The organism is Bacillus sp. EB106-04-02-XG92, assembly GCF_058791995.1.
The window spans coordinates 72,097-88,381 of sequence record NZ_JBYTEA010000007.1 but is presented as its reverse complement, the minus strand read 5'-3'; the positions used below and the strand labels follow the sequence as shown (position 1 = coordinate 88,381).

Below are 16,285 nucleotides of genomic sequence, written 5' to 3'. Positions count from 1 at the left end.
GTTTTTAATAAAGTAAAACTTCTAGTTATTCTCCAAGTACCTTCTCAATTTCAACCTCTAAATCCACCGGTTTCGTCTGCGGCGCAAAACGTCCTACTACTTTCCCGTCTTTTCCAATTAAAAACTTAGTAAAGTTCCATTTCACTGCTTTCATACCTAGTAAACCTGGTGCTTGTTCTGTCATGTATGTATACAGGGGATGAGCCTTATCGCCTTTCACATCAATCTTTGCAAACATCGGGAAATTTACACCGTAGTTTAATTCACAAAAACTAGTAATATCTGCTTCTGTACCTGGTTCTTGTCCTCCAAATTGGTTACAAGGGAAGCCGAGTATTTCTAGTCCCTGGTCTTTATATTTATCATATACTTCTTGTAACCCTTTATACTGCGGTGTAAAACCACACTTGCTAGCTACATTTACAATAAGAAGCGCTTTTCCTTCGTAATCTTTTAACGATTTATCTTCTCCTGTTATCGTTTTAGCTGAAAAATCATAAACTGTCATTGTTCTTCCCCCTATCTTCACTATCATTCTATGTATATACTATACTACATTCGTGAATATACAGCTCTTATTACGTACTTAAACTCATAAATGATAGCGCTTTATTTCTGTTCAAAAATTCGACACAAACTACTAGACTTTTATGTTGGAAAGTTTTACAATTGAATTGTGAACAAAATGTGACAGTTTATATTCCATTATAAAAGAAAAGGATGGTGTTCATTATGAAAACTGCACAACATGAAACGATTTCAAATCGCGAGTTTTATTTCGTACTATATATGATGTTATTGTATGTGATTGGTTGGGTAATCGATGTAAATGGTTTATTCTTAAGCTCCTATTTTAATTTAGCCGGAGAGATTATGCTTCCATTAGTTGGCGGGATTGTTGGACTGTTCGTTATGTCTATCAATAAAGAACAAACGAGATAAGAATAATACAAAAGGCAGAAGACGAGTTTTCGTTTTCTGCCTTTTTTCTATTTTAGCGTATAATAGAAACATACAGTAAATAAGGAGTGGTAAATATGAAAAAAGTAGAGCAATTATCTTCTCACCTATATCTTATTGATGATTTTGATTTACAACATAATGAGCGAACTGGTACGTACGTTTTATTAGGTGACGGTATTACTTTAATTGAAACTTGTGCAGCCCCTTCTCTTCCGTATATTTTAGACGGCTTACAACAATTACATATTGATTTAAACGATGTAAAAAATATTATCGTTACACATGTTCATTTAGATCACGCCGGTGCTGCCGGTTTAATGATGGAAAAATGCCCACATGCTACTTTATATGTGCATTCTCGCGGTGCTCGTCATATGATTGATCCAACAAAGCTTATTTTGGGTGCAAAAGCTGTATACAAAGAAGATTTCGACAAACTTTTCGATCCCATTCTTCCTATAGAAGAAGAACGTGTTCGTATTGTACAACATGGTGATACATTACAAATTGCAGAAGACCGTAAACTTACATTTTACGATACACCAGGACATGCAAAGCACCATATTAGCATTCACGATTCATTAACAAACGGCATTTTTACTGGCGATACAATCGGCATTTATTATAGAGAACTCGCAGACGTCGGTGTAGAACTATATTTACCATCAACATCCCCTTCACAATTCCAACCCGATGCGATGATTGCTTCTAAAAATCACATTCAAAGTATGAATGTAGATAGTATTTATTTCGGCCATTACGGCGCATCATCCAACGTTACAGAAGTATATAACCAGCTTGAACATTGGTTACCTATTTTCGTTCATACTGGTAAAGAGGTCTTTGAACAGTATAATGATTTCGATGAAGCGACTAAAGCTTTACAAACTGTATTAATGGACAAGATTTCTTCCCACCTTACAAAGTTAAACGTTCCAGCAGATCATTCCGTTTATAACATTTTACATCTAGATATAGAAATTAGCGCGATGGGCATTATAGATTATTTCACGAAGCAAGAAAAAGCAAACTCCACTATTAACTAACCGTAAAAAAAGAGATATACAACAGTAGTTATTGTATATCTCTTTTTTCTTTGAATATATTTTTAATAAAGGATGGTGGAATGCAATGCAAAAAGTGATGCTATACCTCTGCTTTACATTATTTATCGTCTTATTATTATTCGTCGGAGTGAAAATTCAATTTTATTTAGATACAGATGCGCAGGCAAACTTTAACGTTTATCCAAGATTATTCTACTTTACACTCTTCCCTCTTATAGTTGGCATTTTATTACGATTCCTTCAATCTATTAATCGTGAAACGAGTAAACAAAACTGGCGCTTTCAACCAGATAAATTTATTGCTATTACCGTGCCTACACTATTCATTTCCTTTTCCCCAGCACTACTCTTTTCACCACTTGCAGAATACCTACCTTATTTAGTTAATATTATTCTAATAAATACAACTTTTGTTACGATAATAAGTTTAATAGCTGGTTATTCACTTTTAGATTGTTTTATACAAAAAGATACTGCAAATATGAAAAAATATAATTGAACACTCTTTTTTTGTTTCAATAAAAAAGCTCAAAGCTAAAGTATTGAGCTTTTTTACTTATCTCACCTTTTCATCTACATACTCCATAAACTGCTCCGCTTGAATAAATCTTTCTTTGTACGCCTCAGGTACTTCTTCTACTTTCATTCCACCAGTTGATTTTGTCTTTACTTGTACGATTTCATATGTCATTAAAGCTTCTACATAACGGTCAAATTCTTCTTGTGTTAATACCTCTTTACTAGATTTATGACCATTTAGTTTATCAAAGTATGGTTGAAGGCTCATACTTACCTTTTTCATTTCTTCTCTTTTTCCTGGTGATAATTGATCATAATCAATATTACCGTTTGAATCTCCGTACGCAAGCTTTGCATTTGTTAATTTTTTTAGTTCTTTTGTAAACTCTTCATATTCTTTCGCACCCATTTCATCTTTCGCCTCTGATAACTTTGCACTTAAACGCATGTACGCCTCTAACGTCATGGCTCCAGCATGTTTTTTTAAATTCTCAAACGATCCGTATATACCATCCGCCATAATAGATTGATACGCAAAACCAGTCGTTGGGAGTAAAAATGCTGCCGTAAGCACTCCTGCAATAAGACGCTTCTTTCTTTTGTTCCCCCCGCGATTCATTTTAATCTGAACAATTACTTTTTCTTTTAACTCCGGCGGGGCGATAATCCCCTTCGCTTCCTCTTGTATAGATTCTCTAACTCTACAATCTAAACTCATTTCACATTCCCTACCTCTCCTAAAAAGATTTCTTCTACTTGCTCTTTTTGACGTAGTTTCTTTAATGCTGCGTGAATTCTAGATTTCACAGTACCAATTGGAATATGTAATATTTGTGCTACTTCTTCTTGTGAATAATCATGTAAGTATCTTAAGATAATAACTTGTTTCAATTTATACGGTAATTTATGAATGAGTTCAATTAGTTTTTGGTTTGATATTTTACTTACAACATCGTTAGAAAAATCAATTTGCACTGGTTTTCTTTGCTCTTCTGCTTTTTTTATAATGCGTAGTCGCATCCACCTCTTTCTTCTATAAGAATGTATTTGTTTAATCGCAAGTCCAATTAGCCAAGGACGAAATGGCTTCTCGCTATCATACTTACGAAGCGATTCATATAGCTGTATGTATATTTCTTGAACGACATCATCTACATCTGTTTTATCTTCAATTAAAAAATGTGCTGTTTTATAAACTTCTTGAATCGTTTTATCATACAATTCGCTATACGCTTCTTTATTTCCTGATAAAGTCAATTGGATTAAATTTGTATACACTGTTTCATCCTTCACATACAATCCCTCCTTTGTCCTACACTATATATTGGCAAGTAATTACTATTTCGTTCGATTTTTTAAAAAGTTTTTTTATATAAATTAATATAATGATTCAATGCGTTCATAAGCTTCACTTATAACCTTGCATAACTATTATATAATTTCCCAATTTCTAATGAACATTTAAAATGATTTATATAGTCAAATTTAGGAGGACATATAATGAAAGCTATCGTTGTAACGTCGTTCGGTGGTCCTGAAGTGATGAAATATACAGATGTGGATGTGCCAGCTATTTCAGAAAATCAAGTTTTAATTCGCGTTGTTGCTACAAGTGTAAATTTCGCTGATATTAAATCCCGTTATGGTAAAAAAGGAAATACAGCACCACCTTTTATTCCAGGGATAGATGTCGCTGGTATTGTAGAACGAGTCGGTTCTCATGTAAAAAATATTTATCCTGGACAACGTGTCATTGCTTTTCCTCAAAATGGCTCTTACGCAGAATACGTTGTCGCAAACGAAAACCTTACTTTCGCTTTACCTGATGAAGTCGATTTTCAAACTGCAGCGGCATGCCCTATCGTATCTTTTACAAGCTATAATTTACTCGCAAATGTGGCAAGGCTTCAACAAGGCGAGTCTGTACTCATTCATGCTGCGGCTGGCGGAATTGGTACAACAGCTATTCAACTTGCAAAACGATTAGGGGCTGGAACCGTTATTGGTACTGTCGGCAGTGAAGTAAAAAGAAAAATAGCTTTAAATGCTGGAGCTGATTATGTTATTTGTCACCAAGATGAGGATTTTGTAGAGAAAGTAAACGAGCTGACAAACGGTGAAGGGGTTGATGTAATTTTAGATTCTATTTCTGGAACGGTTTCAGAAAAAAGTTTAAATTGTCTCGCTTATTACGGTCGCCTCATTCATTTCGGTAATGCTAGCGGTGAAATTGGTAATTTCCAAACGAAAGATTTACACGCAAGTTGCCGCTCTATACTCGGTTTTAGCTTTGGCACTACACGAAAAAAACGTCCTGAACTACTCCAAGAAACTGCAAATGAAGTTTTCCGTTATCTACGTGATGGCAGTCTAAAAGTAAAAGCAACGAAATCTTTTCCGCTTCAAGATGCAGGGAAAGCACATGAATGGGTCGAAAGTAGAAAAAGTACAGGGAAAGTAATACTAACTGTTCAGTCCTCTTCCTGAAATGAATACTTGAAACCGAGGTGTCATTCATGGGATCACGAATTATGCATGCTATTATCGCTATCAAGATTGCCGAAAAACTATATATCCAAGATAAAACTTCTTTCATACTTGGAGGTGTAGCCCCTGATGCGGTTCATTCAGCAGAAGAAAAAGGAACTTCACACTTTTACGCTGGTACAACGAAAAACTATACGAGAAGGATAGATTTCAATTCTTTTTTTCAAAAATATAAAGCTCAAATGGATTCCCCTTTTCTCTTAGGCTATTACACCCACCTCATTGCCGATGATAATTGGCTAAGCGGCTTTTTTCTACCTTGGCTAAAAAATAGAATAGAAAATGACGAAACGATCGCACCTATGTACTATAACGATTTTAAATTGTTAAATGCAAAGTTGCTTCATCATTATGATAAAGAACAGCAGCTATTCTCTCTTCTCAATCAAGAGGCTCACATCGTGGATATTGAAGAAGTTACTAAAGAAAACGTCTTAGAATTTCGAAAGTATCTTTTTGAAGATATGTTGTATCCCGAGCAACATTTGCACGAAGACTTACAGGTGTTTACGTTTAATCAAATCGTTGGTTATATTGAGACAGCTATTGAAAAAGGCGTATTTTATATTAATCAACTCTCTAATGAAAAATCCACTTCAAACATGTAATCCCCCTCAATATATTTGAGGGGGATGTTCACATAGCAATATTATTATTGGTTCTTCTCCATAACCGCAAAATAATTCCCTTCGCTATCAGCAAAGTTAAATACTTTGCCAGAAGGCATAGTTACCATTTCGCCAACAGTAACATTTTTATTTGTTAAATCTGTATATAATTGATCAAGATTTTCTGAGAAGAACATTAAGGATGGTGTACCAAGATTTAATTCTGGGCTCATTTTAGAAATCACTTCTTTATTATGTAATATAATGCTCGTTTCTGCACCGCTTTTCGGAGCGATTTCAATCCATCTCATTCCTTGCTTATTATCTTCCTCTGAAACTACATGAAACCCTACCTTTTCCGTCCAAAAATGTACTGCCTCATCTTGATTGTTTACATATAACATAATTTGTCCAACTTTATGAATCATTTCATTTCCCCCTAATGGTTTTTATATTCTATGTAGGTTTCTACAAGTGCTATCGTTATTCCTTTTGAGTTGGTATGTACTTCCTTGCAAAATTTATCGACTGATTCATCCCGTCCAGTTCGTCAAAATAATCATTTCTTTCAATCATGTTATAACCATCGAATCCAATTTCATCTAATACCTTGAAGAATATATCGAAATCTACTTCACCATTTCCTGCTGCTACTTCTATATACTTAGTTGAACGATCACTTTTCACTTCTTTACAATCTTTAATATGAGTTTGTACTATATAATCTTTTAATAGTAATAAACCTTCTCCCGGATTTTCATTTACATCACTTATTAAATTTGCTGGGTCAAAGTTAACAGCTAGTCCTTTCGAGTTTGCAGTTTCTAAAAATCGTTTTAATACTATTGCTTTTTCAGATCCCGTCTCAATAGCAAAGAATCCCCCAAATTTGAATGCTAATTCTCCTATCTCATAACAAACCCGTACCATTTTATCATAGTAGGCACTTTTTTCATCATCTGGAACTTTCCCAATATGAGCTGTTATGATCTTTGCCCCAAGCTCCAAACCTCTGTCAGTAATATATTTAAACTGATTTATTGCACTCTCAGCTTCTATTCCCATAATTCCATTTTCTCCAAAGCTAATTGCTAATGACGGAATCTTTATTCCATTAAAGGATAAGCTTTTCTTTAAAGTACTCCACTCTACCATTGGAATATTAGCTAAGTTGAAGTTTGTATTCATAGCATATAATTGAATATATTCTAAATCCCATTCCCTTGCTTTTTGTATTCCCTCGTTTACTTCAATATATTTCGTATTTAAAAACATTCCTAATTTCCTATCCATATATGTACCTTCTTTTTATTATTTCGCACCAGTTTAATATTCGACTCTCTTTATATTACTTCCTTGTACATATGTTGATTGAAAAATTGATAACAGCTACATATTAATAACCATTAATAAAACTGCTGTATTATTCAATTGCAAATAAAAAAGACGTAACTACAAATAGTTACGTCTTTCCCATTCATTATCTAGGCTTTTTCTTCCCAGTAAATGCTGGTTTCTTTTTCTTTGGTGCTTTCGGTTTCGTTTCTACAAACGATCCGTTGAACATTTCTTGCTTCGTAAATACGATGCCTAGTTTTTTCGCAAATTGAAGTAATTTACGCTCTTCTTGTGGTGTTACAAGAGATACGACAGTTCCTTCTTTACCCATACGTCCAGTACGTCCTGAGCGGTGGATATATTGGTCTACTGTGTCTGGTAATTCTAAGTGAATTACATGTGTTAAATCATCAATATCAATACCGCGTGCCGCAATATCAGTAGCAAGTAGGATTTCTAATTTACCACCGCGGAAAGCACGCATCGTCGCTTCACGTTCTTGCTTACTTGCTTCTGCATGAAGAGCTGCTGCTTTCATTTTGCGGAATTTCAATTTCTGTGTAATTTCATCTAAACGGAATGGGTCGTTTAAGAAAGCAACTGCTTTTACATCGCCCATATGCATAATTCTTCTTACGTAATCATTTTTTTCGCGTCGCTCACAAATGATGTACGTATGCTCAACTAAGCTTTTTGACTCAGCACGAGTTACACGTACTAACTGTGGTTCAACTGCTAAATCACGTGCCGCGTCTTCTGCAGCTTTTGTCATTGTAGCCGAGAAGAATACTAATTGACGGTCGCGCATCGTTGATTTAATTACATCTTGTACAGCGCCCATCATCTTTTGTTTTACAATTTGATCAAACTCATCAAATACAATTGTTTTCACTTCATGCATCTTTAGCTTTTTCATACGAATTAATTCTAAAATACGTCCTGGTGAACCAACAATTACTCTCGGATGTTTCTTTAATTTTTCAACTTGACGCTTAATATCTGCACCACCAATTAAAGATGCACCTGAAATTTCAGTTCCTACTGTAAACTTTTGAACCTCTTCATGAATTTGCATGACAAGCTCACGTGTTGGCGCTAAAACAATAACTTGTGGCTGTTTTACTTCAGGATTAATTTTATGTAAAAGGGGTAATAAGTACGCTAATGTTTTTCCTGTTCCAGTTGGAGATTCAGCTATAACGTCTTGTCCTTCTAAAATAGTTGGAATCGCTTGTTTTTGAATTTCAGTTAATTCTTTAAAACCAGCCTTCTCCCAAGCTTGTTGTAAAAATGGTTGCATATCTTTTATCATTTGTTTTTCTCCTTTATCTCTATTTTTGAAGAAAATGTTGTATTGTTCGCACCGTTTCTATCATGTGTGAAATAACAGCTATTAAATCATCAACATGGTCTTCTGTAATCGCTTTTTGAAATAGAACCTCTACCTTATTATGATATGAAATCGCTTGCTTATTATATTCGTATGAAAGTTTTTGCGTAATCATTCTTTCTTTTCCCCATATAGAATGCATGAAAGTTTCAATTTCTTCGCACGCTACCTCTGGCTTTTCTATCGGGAATGAAAATGCTAACTTCATTTCACAACCTGGTGTAAATTGTGGTACTTCTAATATTTCACCAGACAAGTTCTTTGCATCTACAGATAGTGAAAATGTTGCTTCTACTAACGGTTCGAATGGTTCTGTTAATTGAAATGAAATATGATATATACGACTTAATGAAGCAAGGTCCATCATATCTTTTCGATCTGTTACAAGAATATCTCCATGTAAATCAAAATCATAAACAGCGCCTTCTACGATTACTTTTAAATTATCAAAAGCAGTTGGATCAAACATAATTTCCTCCAAAAAACAGGCGCCTTTCGATGGAAAGGCGCCACTTGATGTATATATAGTTTACAGATAAACGAGATGAATTACAACCTTTTAGAATAAACCTACTGCTTTTCCATCTTCATTTACATCCATTTGCAGTGCTGCTGGCTGTTTTGGAAGGCCTGGCATTGTTAACATTGTTCCTGTTAACGCAACGATAAATCCTGCACCGATAGATGGTTTTAACTCACGAATTGTAACGATAAAGTCAGATGGACGACCTAATTTTGTTGCATCGTCAGAAAGAGAGTATTGTGTTTTCGCCATACAAATTGGTAGGTTACTCCACCCTTCTCCTTCATATTGAGCTAATTGCTTACGTGCTTTCGGAGCAAATTCAATATCTTTTGCGCCGTACACTTTTTGAGCAATTGTACGAATTTTTTCTTCTAATGGTAATTCTAGTTCATAAAGTGGCGCGTAGTTGTTTTCACCTTTTTCAATTTCTTTTAACACTTTCTCAGCAAGGTCCACTCCGCCTTGGCCACCCTTCTCCCAAACTTCCGTTAAGGATACTGCATAGCCACGCTCATTGCACCACTCTTGTAAGTAAGCAACTTCTGCATCTGTATCTGTAATAAATTTATTAATTGCAATTACGAAAGGCACACCGAAGCTTTGAATTGTTTCAACATGCTTCTGTAAGTTTTCCATACCTTTTGCTAATGCGTCTACATTTTCTTCTTTTAATTGATCTTTTGCTACGCCGCCATGCATTTTAAGCGCACGAATAGTCGCAACAATAACAACAGCTTCTGGTTTAATGCCAGCTGCACGCGCTTTAATATCTAAAAACTTCTCTGCACCTAAATCAGCACCGAATCCAGCTTCTGTAATAACATAATCACCTAATTTTGCTGCCATTGTTGTAGCGATAACACTGTTACAACCGTGAGCGATATTCGCAAATGGTCCGCCGTGAATGATAGCTGGTGTATTTTCTAACGTTTGCACTAAGTTTGGTTTTAATGCGTCTTTTAATAATAACGTTAACGCACCTTCTACACCTAAATCTTTAACCGTTACAGGTTGATTTGCAAAGTTATAAGCAACTACGATGCGAGATAGACGCGCTTTTAAATCTTGAATATCTGTTGCAAGGCAGAATACGGCCATAATTTCAGATGCCACTGTAATATCGAAACCGTCTTCACGTGGTACACCTTGAACTGGTCCACCGAGACCAATTACTACGTTACGTAGGGCACGATCATTTAAGTCAACACAGCGTTTCCAAACGATTTTACGCGTATCAATTCCAAGTGTGTTTCCTTGTTGGATATGATTATCAATAAACGCCGCTAACGCGTTATTGGCAGTTGTGATCGCATGAATATCTCCAGTAAAGTGAAGGTTAATGTCTTCCATAGGTACAACTTGTGAAAAACCACCACCTGCTGCCCCGCCTTTTAGTCCCATCGTTGGTCCAAGAGATGGTTCGCGAAGTGCAATTACTGTTTTCTTACCAATTTTATTAAAAGCTTGACCTAAACCAACTGTTACTGTTGATTTACCTTCTCCAGCTGGAGTTGGGTTAATTGCTGTTACTAAAACAACTTTACCGTCTTTCTCATTCTGTAAGCGCTTAAAAATATCAAGAGATAGCTTACCTTTATAATGCCCGTATGGCTCTAATTCATCTTCTAAAATATTTAATTCAGCTGCAATTTCTTGAATCTTCTTCATGCTCGCTTCTTGTGCGATTTCAATGTCGGATTTAACTGTTGTAGTAGTTGTCATATACCCTAGTCCCCCTTTAATTGGTTCTGATGATATTGTATCAGTTTTTTGTATTTTCTGCACTTATTTACCTCCTAAAAATTCTTTCATTTCTTTATACGTTTTTTAACATAAATACCCATAAGAATGTTAACGATTGTTGTAACTCTGTAGGGAGTTGATCCAACATCTTCTCATTTACTCCGCGCTTATATACCCCAATACCATCTACAACTTCAAAACCTTGTTCTTTCGCTAACTGTTCAAATTCCCAAGGCATCATCGTATTACAAACAACGTCTTTGCCGTATAAACGAGGATAACTGTTCTCTCGAGGTTTTGCTGTTGGTCCTAAAATTGCAATGCATGCATACCCATCTCTTTTTAAAACGCGCTTTATCTCATTTAATGCTCGTAATGGTTCCTCGGTCCATTCTAAAGAATTAATTGCCATAATTGATTCAAATTGTTCATTTTCAAATGGTAAGGAAGAAAGATCCCCTTTTATAAAAGATAAATTCGGTCCTTCTCCTCGCTCCTTCCCTTTTTGAATCATCACTTCTGATAAGTCTACTCCAACTACTTTATAGCCCGCGCGACTTAATTTATATGTACCGTATCCATCTCCACAACCAACATCAAGCACCTGAGCTTCCTTCTTCACGTATTGTTCAAAAAATGGAATAATTGTACTCCTACTCCCGCTATCCCACATCTCCTGACTATTTTGAGTCCAAAATTCTGCACTACTATCCCATTTTTTCTCTGCTGATTCATGCCAATTAAATTTCGTCATGCATTCCCCTACCTTCACGGTTTATCACTCATTTCATTCTACATCATTTTCCAAAATTCCTGTTTATCTCGCTTTTATGGGCAGCCCGATTGGTGAGGGCTAATAATCAGTGGGGATGAAGAAAACCCCACTGATTAAAGTTTCACTTTATCTTCATTAGGAGATGTACATGCTAACGATAGAATCTTTATTCTCCAATTTTTGCTTTACTTGGGTTTAACTCATACTCATGTTCTTCTCTTTATGTAAGATACTATAGGTACACCCAATTGAAAGAGAGGGATGTACATGCGAAGAAAGAGAAATCATCATTTTAAAAGTGGTGAAAAAAACGAAGAGTATGCAGCTGAAATATCACCAGCTGGCATACCAATTAGACATAAACGTAAAGAAATTGCAAATGAAATAGAAGGTACAAATACCGGTGCAATGATAGGCTATGTCGCTTTATTTCTTTCGCTTTTCTCAATTGCATTTTATCCTGTTACACTCGGTTCCCTTGCAATTTTAGTCGGCTTATTAGCTGTCAATTTTGGAGCAAGAACACTTGGATATACAGCAATTGGTTTTGGTAGTTTTTCTGTTTTATTTACTTTACTTTATCCGCTTGCTTTGTCAGCGTTTTAAAAAAACACACCAAGTTATACTTGGTGTGTTCATTCGTGATACAACATAATATGACCGCATCCACAGCAATGTTTCGCTGTAATTTCTTGAAACACTGGATAATTTTCTTCATCCCTATGCTCAATAAACACCTTTTCAAAACGGTACATGTTTGGCGCATATGCCCAATCTTGTTTCGTACGTGCATATAATGTAGAAGTGAAAAACTCCTCACCGCCGCAAACAATACATTCCTTCTTCATCAATACCCCTCCTATGCTTGTCTTACTTCATCTATATGAACATAAGCATAAAAAAAAGACCTTCTATTACTAGAAAGTCTTCTCTGAAACAAAAAGAAATGTACCAAACATTCCTACCCCGCTATATTCTTTCGTAACACCAGCTTCAGTTTTAAATGTTTGCTTTACAGTCATAAAGAAGACACCATTTCGTGCGTCTGTACTTTCAAATTGTAATTTTTCTTTTTTACCATCTACATTTTGTGTGCATTCAAAACTACTCTCATCACATTTCAATTCATACTTATCCTCTACATACACTTTAAAATCTGATTCTTTCGGACAAGTAATAAGTAAAATTGCCACGAGAATAATACTTACAATACCCACAATTGTATAATATTTCTTCATTTGAACTCCTTTCAAATGACAAGAAAACTTGACTTCATGCGCCAAGTTTTCTTAGTCCACAACCCATTGCCATTCTTGTTCTTTCTTATCAAAAATAAGCCAACCCGTCTCTGTTGCTTCTTCTTTCAATTCATCGATATTATCTAGTACCTCATCCGTACTTTCATACGAACCAACTACATATACCGGAATTTCAAGACCCCTTCTTGACTCGATTTTCCCTGCCAAATCAATATAAAGACCATCTTCCATTAATGGAAGAAGCCCCATGATTACTTCTTTCGAAATTGCTGGGAAAATTTTTGATTTTTGGAAGAAAGAAAAACGCTTTTTACCGAAAGCACCGAGTTTATAAGGAATGACTTTACTTAACATCCCTACAAAATCTCCAATTCTACGATAATAAACTTTGTTGTACCATCCGTCATCATGTGAAAAATAAACAAATCTATTTTTCAACAGCGGAAAGAATGTTCTTGCAAGTGGTTCTTTTTTGTGAGCCAAATATAAAAGCTCTGCAATTTCTTTTGGCTCTAATTCATCTAAATCGCTTGCATCATCAAAATCTACCCAACAAAATTCATCAAATTCATCAATCTCTGCTTGAATTAACTTATGTATATTTTCTTCCTCAACATATTCAAATAAAGTATGATAATGAAAATCTGTCCATTCAAAGTTGTGCTTTAAAAGCAACACTTGATGAAGCGGTGAAGGGATGTTACTTGCAAACTCTTTAAACGTAATTCCTGATGTGATAAAACAATGACCTCGACGATTACCATTAATATATATCATATTCTTTACTTGGTCAGATCCTCCAGACAAAGCACCTAGCCACCTTCGTTTTATATGTTTCAATTCTATAGCATATTTTAACATGAAAAATTTTAGAAACATAGAAAAAAGTTCAAAAACTATTTACAATTTCATGAGTTTTATTACATAGTGATTACAAGAAAAAACGCCTGCTCGTAAGCAGGCGTTTTTAAAGGATTTCATCTGGGTTTTGAGGATGATGATTTCCCTCTTTCTTTTCATCTTTTTGGAACATCGATTGAATTTTATCAATTGTTTGTGGAGCTAATTCAATCATTTTTTCTGCTAAATGTGTCGCATTTTGTAGATGAAGAATATTTACTCCATCTTTATTCACCACAAGAAATGCTACTGGTGTAATAGAAACACCACCTGCGCTACCGCCACCAAATGCAGGGTTACCGTTCGCTCTTTGTCCATCATTCGTTTGGAAATCAGAACCTCCTGCTCCAAACCCGAACGCTACTTTAGAAACCGTTAACACCACACCACCGTCAGCCGTTTGAACAGGCTCTCCAACAATCGTATTTACATCGACCATTTCTTTTAAATTTTCCATTGCCGCTTTCATTAATCCTTGAATTGGATGATCCACCGTTCATAACCTCCTTTGTCATATCTTTCCTAGTTTTTCCGAAAGTTTGTGAACTAAACATAAAATTTTATATTGCTTTCAAAAAACTTAAGTTGTAATATTTAGAAAAAATAAAAAAGAGGTCGATTCTTTATGATGCGAAAATTAACAAAGAAAGATCATGAACAAGTATTCGCTTACCTAAAAGAAGAAGCAGCCCTTAACTTATTTATTATTGGAGATATTGAAGCTTTCGGTTATGATACAGATTTCCAAGAACTATGGGGAGTATTTAAAGAGGATGGAACATTAAAATCAATTTTACTCCGCTTCCACGATTCATTTATCCCATATAGTAAAGAAGAATTTTCCACCTCTGACTATGAGGCACTTCTTTCTGCGTATAAGCCGCTTAAACTATCTGGCAAGTCAACTATCGTAGAAAAATTTGAAACTTCTCCTGCTATTCAACTAGGTGTCAAAAGTGATATGTATTTTTGTGAATGTCTAAATGGCAACAACTTACCTGACACGCCTATTCATGAAACGATTAAACTTGCATCAATAGATGATGTAGATCGAATTATGCAATTAAGAAGTAGCATCGATGAATTCCGGACTGCTAATGAATCAGAGAAAATATTAAGACAAGCTCTCGAAACAAATACAGGACGTACTTATTATATTGAAAAAGATGGCACAATCATCGCATCCGCCTCTACTTCCGCTGAAAATTCATTATCCGCTATGGTAGTTGGCGTATGCACAAATCCGAATTATCGCGGAAATGGATATACTTCACTCATATTACAAAAAATGATTCAAGACTTTACGAAAGAAGGCCGAACACTTTGTTTATTTTATAACAATCCAGCTGCTGGACGAATTTATAAACGTCTAGGGTTTAAAGACATCGGGATGTGGACGATGTATCGATAATAAGAAGTACTCTATAAGAGGAAATAGTTGTAACTTAGCAATAAAAGCCGATTACACAAAAACTTCACACCGTTATTATGAAGATGGAAAAACTACTTGCGGAGCAATACTCTAACTAAAACATGTTATGTATTCAAGCTAAATTTAGATAGATAAACGCCCCAATTGTTGCATCTACTCCAGCAATTGGGGCTACCTGTTTATCCTCAAATTCTTTCCACTACAAATAGAAATATTTATGAAACATTTATCACACTTATGTCGCTATTATGATAATAATCATTTTAGAAACCTTTTTTGTGTTCATTTCATCATCACACTACCCACTCTACATTTTCGATCAGATAACCTTCTAATCACTTTAATCACCTTACATAATTAAATTTTCTTTTAGAAGTTAAAATACTCTCCTGTAAATAATTACTTTTCTATCATCAAAACTTACAATACGCACTTTCTTTATGCCTTACGTTTCGATTTACCTTTTTTATTTTTCTTTCGATATCTTGGAGTCTCTCTTTTATGTTGCTCCCACGTTTTATTAAATGATGGAAATTTAAATCTGCAATATGCTAATAGCTGAAATTCAGCTGCTCCGATGGCTATCGTATACATTAAAAAGGTCCCTACTACATACATAAATAAATCATCAAATCCATAATCGTTATGAAAATATATCAAAATAAGAATAGTTACTGCGTATAATGTAGCCCACTTCATCATCTTTCCTTTTGTTTTACTAAAGAAAGAAGCAGACCTCTCATCCATACTAAACGCACCTTCACTCGCTTGTTTAAACGTATCAATTGTTGTCAAAACATGAAAAATTACTGCTCCTAAAAGCAATAAACCCGCATACAGTATTGTAATCCAGTCAATTGAATTATTAGCCATTTTAGTAACAGTCAAAGCAATAGGAGCTATTGTTGCCAATTGGAATGAACATAATAATACGACAAGGGTTTGTAGTTTTTGAAATTTAAATTGAGCTATCGGAAATGAATAAATGACGAAAAGAATTATTTGTATAATATATAAGAATACTTCTAACTTAACAATTCCTATATTAAAGAGAAGCATGCAGTAATCCCACCCAGCTGATAAAACAATAGAAAAAATTGTTATTGAACTAAATAGTATTCCTCCAAACATAAACCCTGTAGCACCCTCAGGACTTAAACGATCATTACATGTCATCCGAAACTTATCTAAATCTTCTTCTTTTATATTCCACATCCT

At 35.0% G+C, this 16,285-nt stretch carries 21 protein-coding genes; 7 read left to right on the top strand and 14 right to left on the bottom strand.

The genetic code is table 11. The annotated features are described in order from the left end of the window. Positions 1 to 25: 25 nt before the first annotated feature. On the bottom strand, positions 26 to 508 hold the full coding sequence (gene bsaA / locus AC3WVA_RS18685; RefSeq protein ID WP_000219424.1) for a glutathione peroxidase: 483 nt from the start codon (positions 506 to 508) through the stop codon (positions 26 to 28). 224 nt (positions 509 to 732) lie between these two features. Here bsaA and AC3WVA_RS18680 point away from each other — a divergent pair, with 224 nt between their 5' ends. From AC3WVA_RS18680 to AC3WVA_RS18670, 3 genes are all read left to right on the top strand, one after another. Next, positions 733 to 942 carry a DUF3925 family protein gene (locus AC3WVA_RS18680; protein ID WP_048528768.1) on the top strand — a complete coding sequence of 70 codons (210 nt, stop codon included), beginning with the start codon at positions 733 to 735 and terminating at the stop codon, positions 940 to 942. A gap of 95 nt (positions 943 to 1,037) precedes the next feature. Next, a complete protein-coding gene (locus tag AC3WVA_RS18675; RefSeq protein ID WP_429603724.1) occupies positions 1,038 to 2,009 on the top strand; it encodes an MBL fold metallo-hydrolase in 972 nt (323 codons plus the stop codon). Between the two features lie 85 nt (positions 2,010 to 2,094). Then, the gene (locus tag AC3WVA_RS18670) at positions 2,095 to 2,529 is read left to right on the top strand and encodes a hypothetical protein (RefSeq protein ID WP_098346520.1); all 435 of its coding nucleotides are present in this window, start codon (positions 2,095 to 2,097) and stop codon (positions 2,527 to 2,529) included. Between the two features lie 57 nt (positions 2,530 to 2,586). Here the strand turns inward: AC3WVA_RS18670 and AC3WVA_RS18665 are convergent, their stop codons facing one another. Further along, a complete protein-coding gene (locus tag AC3WVA_RS18665; protein WP_098346519.1) occupies positions 2,587 to 3,267 on the bottom strand; it encodes a DUF3600 domain-containing protein in 681 nt (226 codons plus the stop codon). Then, entirely contained in the window at positions 3,264 to 3,842 is a 579-nt protein-coding gene (locus tag AC3WVA_RS18660; RefSeq protein ID WP_098521157.1) for a sigma-70 family RNA polymerase sigma factor, read from the bottom strand. Before AC3WVA_RS18660 ends, AC3WVA_RS18665 begins: the two co-directional genes overlap by 4 nt. A gap of 207 nt (positions 3,843 to 4,049) precedes the next feature. Between AC3WVA_RS18660 and AC3WVA_RS18655 the strand changes: the two genes are divergently transcribed. After that, positions 4,050 to 5,036, top strand: coding sequence for a quinone oxidoreductase family protein (locus tag AC3WVA_RS18655; RefSeq protein WP_098346517.1), 987 nt, complete (start codon positions 4,050 to 4,052; stop codon positions 5,034 to 5,036). Positions 5,037 to 5,065: 29 nt separating this feature from the next. Then, positions 5,066 to 5,704: a zinc dependent phospholipase C family protein gene (locus AC3WVA_RS18650; RefSeq protein ID WP_098346516.1), complete on the top strand. Its 639-nt coding sequence runs from the start codon at positions 5,066 to 5,068 to the stop codon at positions 5,702 to 5,704. A gap of 44 nt (positions 5,705 to 5,748) precedes the next feature. Here the strand turns inward: AC3WVA_RS18650 and AC3WVA_RS18645 are convergent, their stop codons facing one another. The 6 genes from AC3WVA_RS18645 to AC3WVA_RS18620 all read right to left on the bottom strand — a co-directional run bounded on the left by AC3WVA_RS18645 (position 5,749) and on the right by AC3WVA_RS18620 (position 11,455). After that, positions 5,749 to 6,132: a VOC family protein gene (locus AC3WVA_RS18645; RefSeq protein ID WP_098346515.1), complete on the bottom strand. Its 384-nt coding sequence runs from the start codon at positions 6,130 to 6,132 to the stop codon at positions 5,749 to 5,751. 55 nt (positions 6,133 to 6,187) lie between these two features. Continuing rightward, on the bottom strand, positions 6,188 to 6,997 hold the full coding sequence (locus AC3WVA_RS18640) for a sugar phosphate isomerase/epimerase family protein (protein WP_141539637.1): 810 nt from the start codon (positions 6,995 to 6,997) through the stop codon (positions 6,188 to 6,190). A gap of 187 nt (positions 6,998 to 7,184) precedes the next feature. Continuing rightward, on the bottom strand, positions 7,185 to 8,354 hold the full coding sequence (locus AC3WVA_RS18635) for a DEAD/DEAH box helicase (RefSeq protein ID WP_098346514.1): 1,170 nt from the start codon (positions 8,352 to 8,354) through the stop codon (positions 7,185 to 7,187). Positions 8,355 to 8,373: 19 nt separating this feature from the next. After that, positions 8,374 to 8,901 (bottom strand): hypothetical protein, encoded by a 528-nt coding sequence (locus AC3WVA_RS18630; RefSeq protein ID WP_048528760.1) that lies wholly within the window; start codon positions 8,899 to 8,901, stop codon positions 8,374 to 8,376. 90 nt (positions 8,902 to 8,991) lie between these two features. Further along, a complete protein-coding gene (locus AC3WVA_RS18625) occupies positions 8,992 to 10,680 on the bottom strand; it encodes a formate--tetrahydrofolate ligase (RefSeq protein WP_012644371.1) in 1,689 nt (562 codons plus the stop codon). A gap of 94 nt (positions 10,681 to 10,774) precedes the next feature. Then, on the bottom strand, positions 10,775 to 11,455 hold the full coding sequence (locus AC3WVA_RS18620) for a class I SAM-dependent methyltransferase (RefSeq protein ID WP_098346513.1): 681 nt from the start codon (positions 11,453 to 11,455) through the stop codon (positions 10,775 to 10,777). Positions 11,456 to 11,743: 288 nt separating this feature from the next. Here AC3WVA_RS18620 and AC3WVA_RS18615 point away from each other — a divergent pair, with 288 nt between their 5' ends. Next, on the top strand, positions 11,744 to 12,082 hold the full coding sequence (locus tag AC3WVA_RS18615; protein WP_001253199.1) for a hypothetical protein: 339 nt from the start codon (positions 11,744 to 11,746) through the stop codon (positions 12,080 to 12,082). A gap of 29 nt (positions 12,083 to 12,111) precedes the next feature. On the opposite strand, the gene AC3WVA_RS18610 is transcribed toward AC3WVA_RS18615, so the two are convergent. The 4 genes from AC3WVA_RS18610 to ytfJ form a co-directional block, all read right to left on the bottom strand. Continuing rightward, entirely contained in the window at positions 12,112 to 12,324 is a 213-nt protein-coding gene (locus AC3WVA_RS18610; RefSeq protein ID WP_000711204.1) for a hypothetical protein, read from the bottom strand. A 69-nt stretch (positions 12,325 to 12,393) separates the two neighbouring features. Next, positions 12,394 to 12,714, bottom strand: a complete 321-nt coding sequence (locus tag AC3WVA_RS18605) for a hypothetical protein (protein WP_098346512.1) — start codon at positions 12,712 to 12,714, stop codon at positions 12,394 to 12,396. 51 nt (positions 12,715 to 12,765) lie between these two features. After that, complete coding sequence (locus AC3WVA_RS18600) at positions 12,766 to 13,542, bottom strand: oxalate:formate antiporter (RefSeq protein ID WP_141539635.1); 777 nt, start codon at positions 13,540 to 13,542, stop codon at positions 12,766 to 12,768. 160 nt (positions 13,543 to 13,702) lie between these two features. Continuing rightward, the gene (gene ytfJ, locus AC3WVA_RS18595; RefSeq protein ID WP_000349987.1) at positions 13,703 to 14,128 is read right to left on the bottom strand and encodes a GerW family sporulation protein; all 426 of its coding nucleotides are present in this window, start codon (positions 14,126 to 14,128) and stop codon (positions 13,703 to 13,705) included. Between the two features lie 132 nt (positions 14,129 to 14,260). Between ytfJ and AC3WVA_RS18590 the strand changes: the two genes are divergently transcribed. Further along, positions 14,261 to 15,046, top strand: coding sequence for a GNAT family N-acetyltransferase (locus AC3WVA_RS18590; protein WP_492322083.1), 786 nt, complete (start codon positions 14,261 to 14,263; stop codon positions 15,044 to 15,046). A 459-nt stretch (positions 15,047 to 15,505) separates the two neighbouring features. Here AC3WVA_RS18590 and AC3WVA_RS18585 read toward each other — a convergent pair whose 3' ends face one another. Further along, positions 15,506 to 16,282 (bottom strand): hypothetical protein, encoded by a 777-nt coding sequence (locus AC3WVA_RS18585; RefSeq protein ID WP_078384704.1) that lies wholly within the window; start codon positions 16,280 to 16,282, stop codon positions 15,506 to 15,508. Positions 16,283 to 16,285: the final 3 nt, after the last annotated feature.

What these genes read in the sequence shown, in the direction of transcription:
- AC3WVA_RS18610 (WP_000711204.1), bottom strand. Translation starts at nt 12,324, where the DNA reads ATGAAGAAGGAATGTATTGTTTGCGGCGGTGAGGAGTTTTTCACTTCT.
- AC3WVA_RS18615 (WP_001253199.1), top strand. Translation starts at nt 11,744, where the DNA reads ATGCGAAGAAAGAGAAATCATCATTTTAAAAGTGGTGAAAAAAACGAA.
- AC3WVA_RS18680 (WP_048528768.1), top strand. Translation starts at nt 733, where the DNA reads ATGAAAACTGCACAACATGAAACGATTTCAAATCGCGAGTTTTATTTC.
- AC3WVA_RS18640 (WP_141539637.1), bottom strand. Translation starts at nt 6,997, where the DNA reads ATGGATAGGAAATTAGGAATGTTTTTAAATACGAAATATATTGAAGTA.
- AC3WVA_RS18585 (WP_078384704.1), bottom strand. Translation starts at nt 16,282, where the DNA reads ATGTGGAATATAAAAGAAGAAGATTTAGATAAGTTTCGGATGACATGT.
- AC3WVA_RS18635 (WP_098346514.1), bottom strand. Translation starts at nt 8,354, where the DNA reads ATGATAAAAGATATGCAACCATTTTTACAACAAGCTTGGGAGAAGGCT.
- AC3WVA_RS18675 (WP_429603724.1), top strand. Translation starts at nt 1,038, where the DNA reads ATGAAAAAAGTAGAGCAATTATCTTCTCACCTATATCTTATTGATGAT.
- AC3WVA_RS18620 (WP_098346513.1), bottom strand. Translation starts at nt 11,455, where the DNA reads ATGACGAAATTTAATTGGCATGAATCAGCAGAGAAAAAATGGGATAGT.
- AC3WVA_RS18650 (WP_098346516.1), top strand. Translation starts at nt 5,066, where the DNA reads ATGGGATCACGAATTATGCATGCTATTATCGCTATCAAGATTGCCGAA.
- AC3WVA_RS18670 (WP_098346520.1), top strand. Translation starts at nt 2,095, where the DNA reads ATGCAAAAAGTGATGCTATACCTCTGCTTTACATTATTTATCGTCTTA.
- AC3WVA_RS18655 (WP_098346517.1), top strand. Translation starts at nt 4,050, where the DNA reads ATGAAAGCTATCGTTGTAACGTCGTTCGGTGGTCCTGAAGTGATGAAA.
- AC3WVA_RS18590 (WP_492322083.1), top strand. Translation starts at nt 14,261, where the DNA reads ATGATGCGAAAATTAACAAAGAAAGATCATGAACAAGTATTCGCTTAC.
- AC3WVA_RS18665 (WP_098346519.1), bottom strand. Translation starts at nt 3,267, where the DNA reads ATGAGTTTAGATTGTAGAGTTAGAGAATCTATACAAGAGGAAGCGAAG.
- AC3WVA_RS18645 (WP_098346515.1), bottom strand. Translation starts at nt 6,132, where the DNA reads ATGATTCATAAAGTTGGACAAATTATGTTATATGTAAACAATCAAGAT.
- AC3WVA_RS18630 (WP_048528760.1), bottom strand. Translation starts at nt 8,901, where the DNA reads ATGTTTGATCCAACTGCTTTTGATAATTTAAAAGTAATCGTAGAAGGC.
- AC3WVA_RS18625 (WP_012644371.1), bottom strand. Translation starts at nt 10,680, where the DNA reads ATGACAACTACTACAACAGTTAAATCCGACATTGAAATCGCACAAGAA.
- bsaA (WP_000219424.1), bottom strand. Translation starts at nt 508, where the DNA reads ATGACAGTTTATGATTTTTCAGCTAAAACGATAACAGGAGAAGATAAA.
- AC3WVA_RS18605 (WP_098346512.1), bottom strand. Translation starts at nt 12,714, where the DNA reads ATGAAGAAATATTATACAATTGTGGGTATTGTAAGTATTATTCTCGTG.